Raw genomic sequence first — 5,680 nt, 5'->3', positions numbered from 1 at the left:
TTCCACCCCGAGTTCAAGAGCAAACCCACGGCCCCGCACCCGCTCTTCCGCGAGTTCATCAAGGCCGCACTTCAGCAAAAAGCCAAAGCCGCCCAGGCCGCCTGAGCCCTCCCGATTGCGCCCGCACTGGCAGGCCGCGTATCCTTGTGCGCGCCTGCACTGATATTCGGGAGGACCGGCCATGAGCGCAAAACAGCGCAGCTTCTGGGGATGGGGCTACGAAGAAGATGCCATCGATGAAACACGCCGCAAGAACCTGCGCGCGATGATCCAGATGCAGCTCGGCAAGGTCGAGCTGCACGAATCGGCGCCGCCAAGCCTTGCCGAGATCGAGCTGCCCGCCTCGCGCACGCAGATCCCCGGCAAACTTGCCGATATCGTCAGCACCGACACGCGCGAGCGCGCGGCTCACAGCTACGGCAAGTCCTTTCGGGACGTCGTGCGGGCGCTCTCACGCCAATACCCGAATCCCCCCGACGCCGTTGCCCTGCCCCGAAGCGAGGAAGAACTCGTCGCGGTGCTCGACTGGTGCGATTCTGCCGGTCACGCCGCCATTCCCTTTGGGGGCGGGTCCTCTGTAACGGGCGGCGTCGAGCCCCCGCCGCGAGGCGAGCGCGCCGTGGTCACCATCGACCTGCGCAACCTTGGGCAGTTGCTCGAAGTCGATCCCCTCTCGCGCGCTGCCCGCATTCAGGCCGGCGCCTACGGGCCGGCTCTCGAAGAGCAGCTCGCCGCCCACGACTTCACCCTGCGGCACTTTCCCCAGTCCTTTGAATTCTCGACGCTCGGCGGCTGGATCGCCACGCGCGCCGGTGGCCACTTTGCCACCAACCAGACCCACATCGAGGACTTTCTCGAGTCGGTGCGCGTCGTCACCCCGCGCGGCACGCTTGAGACGCGGCGCCTGCCGGGCTCCGGCGCGGGCCCCAGCCCCGACCGGCTCTTCGCCGGCAGCGAAGGCGCCCTCGGCATCATCACCGAGGCCTGGATGCGCGTGCAGCGCCCGCCCACCTTCCGGGCAAGCTGCTCGGTGAAATTCGAGCACTTCAACGAAGCCGCAAATGCCGTACGCGAGCTCGGCCAGTCGGGGCTCTATCCCTCCAACTGCCGTTTGCTCAACCCCGAAGAAGCCCTCGTATCCGGCGTGGGATTCGACAAGAAAAGCGTGCTGCTGGTCGCCTTCGAATCGGCCGACCATCCCCCGCGCGAGGCCATGCGCAGGGCGCTGGACATCTGCACCGTCCACGGCGGCAAATATTCCGAGGGCTCGGACAAGGTGCGCGAAGGGGGAACCGGAGAGCGCGGCGGTGCGGCCGGTGCCTGGCGCCGGACCTTTCTCGAAGGCCCCTATCTGCGCGACGCGCTCACGCGCATGGGGCTCATTATCGAGACCTTCGAGACCGCGATTACGTGGGATCGTTTCGAGGAATTCCACGAGGGCGTGCAGGACGCAGTGCGCTCTGCGATCCATGAGGTGAGCGGCGCGGGCATCGTCTCCTGCCGTTTCACCCACGTCTATCCTGACGGTGTGGCCCCCTATTACACCGTGCTCGCCGCGGGAAAAGAGAGCGGTCGCCTCCAGCAATGGGACGAGATCAAGGCCGCTGCATCCGAGGCGATCATTCGTCTGGGCGGAACAATTACCCATCACCACGCAGTGGGACGCGACCACCGGCCCTGGTATGACCGGCAGCGCCCGGACCTCTTCGCCGCCGCCCTTCGTGGCGCCAAGCGTGAGCTCGACCCCAAGGGCACACTCAGTCCCGGAATTCTCATCGACATGTGACCTCCCCTGTCACACTCCCGTGCGAGGCTTCTCTCCCAGGTGAGAGTGTCAGCGTGGAGAATTCATCGTGGGGGAAAAACGCATCGACGCACGCGCGTTGCAGGAGCTCATTCGCAGGCGCTATCCGGCGCCGCAATGGCTCGTGCTCTTCGAAGTGCGCAACGATCCAAGGCTTGCAACCCGCCGGGCCGACGCCATTGCAGTGAGCACCGATTCGCGCGCGGGCGTGGAAATCCACGGCTTTGAGATCAAGGCCAGCCGCGCCGACTGGCTGCGTGAGGTGCGCATGCCCCAGAAGTCGCGGGATTTTTCCGACTACTGCGACCGATGGTGGCTCGTCGCCTCGTCTTCAAAGATACTTCGTGAGAGCGAAGTGCCGCCGGGCTGGGGGCTGTTACTCCCAAGGGGCGAGCGTCTCATTTCCACGCGCGAGGCACCCCAGCTTGAGAGCAAACCCGTCGAGCGTCCCTTTCTGGCCGCCCTGCTCCGCCGCGCGATCGAAGAGTCCCCCCATCAGGAACGCCTGCGCGAGGAATTTCACCGCGGCTTTGAAGAGGGACAGGCGCTGCAGCGACGCAGCGTGAGCCTCGATACCAGGCTCGCCGAGCGCCGCGCCGAGTTGCTGCAGCGAAAGATCCTCACATTTGAGGAAGAAAGCGGCATCCCCGTCGAACCATGGCGGGGCGCGCGCATCGGGCAGGCCGTGCGCCTGGTGCTGAGCGGTGGCATGGAGCAGTATCGGCGGCGCCTGGAACGCGCAGAGCACTCGCTGGGCACGCTCACCGAGCGCATCCGCGGCGCGCTCGAAGAGCTGGGGGACGAGGCCCTCGAAGAAGAGCGCGTGTTTCTCGAAGAGCTGCGGGCTGCCCAGAGCGGGGACTAGCCATGAGACCCTGCGATGTTACACTCGCGCGCCGGGGGAATTCGGGAGTCCGCAGTGCAGCGCCGCCTTTTCATCCAGCTCTTCACCTGTCTTTTTCTCGCACTCGCGGCGGTTCCCGCCCATGCCGGGCGCGTGGCGAACATCGAAAAGCTGCGCGCCAAGATCAAGGACGGCTTCTTCGGTGAAGCCAAGGTCTCTTTCAGTCTCAAGGAAGGCAACACTGACAAGTTCGAATTCGCCGGTGGCGGACTGCTGGGGTATCTCAGCGGCAAGCACCTCATTTTCCTCTCCGGCGGCGGCGACTGGGAAAAGGCCAACAAGAAGCTCGTCACCTCCGAGGCCCTCGGGCACATTCGCTACAACTATGAACTGCGCGATTGGCTCTGGGGCGAGCTGCTCCAGCAGGTGGCCTTCGACAAATTCGCGCGCCTGAGCTTGCGCTATCTGAGCGGCGCGGGACTCCGCGCGCGCCTCTTTGAGAGCAAGGAGAAACGATTCTCTGCGTATCTCGGCGCGGGCTATCTCTTTGAATACGAGCGCGTCGCCGCCGAGGACAGCCCGCCCTTTGGGCCCCCGGTGCCCAGCGAGCGCACCCGCCACCACCGCCTGGGGAGTTATCTCTCCATCAACTACGAGTTCACCGACGTGGTCATCTTCGGCGCCGTGGCCTACTACCAGCCGCGTTTCGACCATCCCATCGACGACTTTCACCTGTATTCCCAGAACGAGCTGGATTTCATTGTTATCAAGGACCGGCTCAAGTTCTTCGTCGCCTACAATCTTGAGCTCGACTCGGAACCACCGATCTTCGTCAAGAAAATCGACCACACCCTCACCAACGGCGTGAAGGTGCAGTTCTAAAGAAAAAGGCAGGCCCTATGGGCCTGCCTTTTTGCACTGTTATCGTTGCGAGATCTACTGGGCTGTGCTGCCCTCTTGCTGCTGCTGGCCGGAGACCTGATTGATCAGGTTCTGCAGCCCCTGGCGCGCCTCGTGGAGCTCACCGGGTGCAAGCAGGAAGGTTACGATCTTCTTGACGTATCCCTCACGCACCTCGAAGGGATAGACGCGCTCGTTGAATCCTTCGGCGCTGAGCTTGAGTTCGTACTCTCCGGCGGGAAGCTCGGGAATGAGCAGCGGCCCCTTGGCCGGGGTCTTGCCGTAGCTCTTGTCGCCGAGCATCACGTCCACGCCCGCCTGCACCATCACGCCATCGGCATGCGGATCCTTGAGCGCCACCAGGAAATTCTGGCGGGACTCATTGGTGTCCTCACGCGGGACGACGAGCACCTCGACCGAGCCGGTTCCGGGCTTGAGCCCCTCGCGCGCCTCGAAGGTCTGCTCTTCCATCTTCTCGGCAAGACCCTTGAGGGTCTCCATCGCCTTGAGGCGCTGGTCCTGATCGAGAGTCCCTGCCGTACCGGCGGGCTGCTGTTCGAGCTTCTGTTTGAGCTCGGTCACGTCGTTTTCCAGGCTGGCGACCCGCTCTTCGAGCTTGTCGACACGCGGGCCCTCACAGGCCGAAAGGGCGAGAACGGCAACGAGCGCCAAACTCCAATACTTTCGCATCTGATTTCCTCCGTTCCGAAGAACTGCTTTTCGGGAGTCGCGACAATACAAGCCCCGCTTGTCGGGAGTCAATTCTTGGACATCCCCGCGCGCTGCGCATCCTCGATGGGTGAGAAATCGAAGGGGCGCACGATTCGCTCGGGCTGGAAGCTCAAATCCCCTGCCCGACCCGGGGCGAGCAGGTAGGGACGGTTGCTGGCTTCGAAGCTATCGACATCGCCGGTCTCGATGGGAATGCTCGGCAGGCCCGAGCGCTCCTCCACGGCAACGGCCTGCGCGCCGTCGGGGATCTTGCGGTCAATCCTGTGCGTGCGAATGTAGCGCAGGTCAAAGGGGTCGATGTAGAAGTCATAACCGCGCGAGAGCACAATGGCCTCGGCCGTCTCCAGCCAGGCGGGCAGCGCGCCGGTCGCGCCGGCAATGGCCTGCCCCGCAGGAGAGCGCATGGGCTCGTTGTCATCGTAGCCAACGTAGGAGACGATGGAGAAGGACTGCGCGCCGTCGAGCAGCGCGCCCTCGTCGGTCTGCTGCTCGCGCCCGAAATAGGGAAGCAACCCGGCGAAGGTCGCATTCATGTAGCGCTGGGCCGTGCCGGTCTTTCCAAAGGCCGGAATGCGAATCTCACGCCGCGCGATGGATGCCGCCCGATCGGGATCGGAGGTGCGCAGCAGGAGTTCGCGGTCGATGCGTCGCCCGGTTCCGTAACGCACCACGGTGCGAAGGATCTCCCGCCACGAAGCGCTGAGCTCTTCATCGACGGCGCGCTGCTCGTTCATTTCCCGGCGGTAGATACTCTCGCCGCTGCTCAGGCGGATTTCCTTGATGAGTGCCGGCCGGCCGGTCGGGTGCCCGGCATCGACACCAAACCACTTGCCGGTGCCCGCGCTCTGGTAGGCGCGTGCCAGCTCCACAATGGGCAGCACGTTGGTTCCGAGCGGGAACGAAAGCACCTCTTCGAGATCGCTGTCCACGCCCAGGTAGCGCGCCAGCAGGCGCGTGTAGCGAAGCGCCACCAGAACGCGGAAGTCGCGAACGCGCGCGAGATTGGAAAGCTCATACTCATGGCTCAGGCTCTCTCGCTGCTCGGCCATGCGCTCATCGAGTTCTTCGAGCGTATCCTCCGAGAGCCCCTGCACCACCTGCTGGTAGCGATCGCTCCCACAGCGCTCCGCCCATGTCTTGTCGCCGCCCTCTTCGACGAGTTTGCGGCAGCGCCGCACATCGAGGAGCGAGTGCGCCAGGATATCGAGGCGCAGATCGAGCTCGGCCCGGTAGGACTTCGAGCGCGCCTTGCGCCGCTCACTCTCCACCGCAAGCACCTGCTTGTCGAATCCGGTGCCGTAGTGCATCTGGCGAAGCAGGCGCGCCTGCGCCAGCTCGCCCTCGAATACGAGATCCGTCGCAAGCGTGTTGCGGGCTTCCTGGAACGCAGTCTCGTCGAG

5 protein-coding genes are annotated in these 5,680 nt (G+C 64.4%); 3 read left to right on the top strand and 2 right to left on the bottom strand.

Translation table 11 applies throughout. The features are described from left to right. Positions 1-181: 181 nt before the first annotated feature. From KDH09_00925 to KDH09_00915, 3 genes are all read left to right on the top strand, one after another. Positions 182-1,786: an FAD-binding oxidoreductase gene (locus KDH09_00925; protein MCB0218230.1), complete on the top strand. Its 1,605-nt coding sequence runs from the start codon at positions 182-184 to the stop codon at positions 1,784-1,786. A gap of 67 nt (positions 1,787-1,853) precedes the next feature. Next, entirely contained in the window at positions 1,854-2,669 is an 816-nt protein-coding gene (locus KDH09_00920) for an MmcB family DNA repair protein (protein ID MCB0218229.1), read from the top strand. A gap of 54 nt (positions 2,670-2,723) precedes the next feature. Beyond that, complete coding sequence (locus tag KDH09_00915) at positions 2,724-3,530, top strand: DUF481 domain-containing protein (GenBank protein ID MCB0218228.1); 807 nt, start codon at positions 2,724-2,726, stop codon at positions 3,528-3,530. 54 nt (positions 3,531-3,584) lie between these two features. Here KDH09_00915 and KDH09_00910 read toward each other — a convergent pair whose 3' ends face one another. After that, entirely contained in the window at positions 3,585-4,238 is a 654-nt protein-coding gene (locus KDH09_00910; protein ID MCB0218227.1) for a PEGA domain-containing protein, read from the bottom strand. A 68-nt stretch (positions 4,239-4,306) separates the two neighbouring features. Beyond that, positions 4,307-5,680: hypothetical protein (locus KDH09_00905; GenBank protein ID MCB0218226.1), on the bottom strand; the 1,374-nt coding region annotated here is incomplete at its 5' end.

The organism is Chrysiogenia bacterium, from assembly GCA_020434085.1.
In the GTDB taxonomy this organism is placed as follows: domain Bacteria; phylum JAGRBM01; class JAGRBM01; order JAGRBM01; family JAGRBM01; genus JAGRBM01.
The sequence above is the reverse complement of the archived record's forward strand: the minus strand, read 5'-3'. Positions and strand labels throughout refer to the sequence as shown.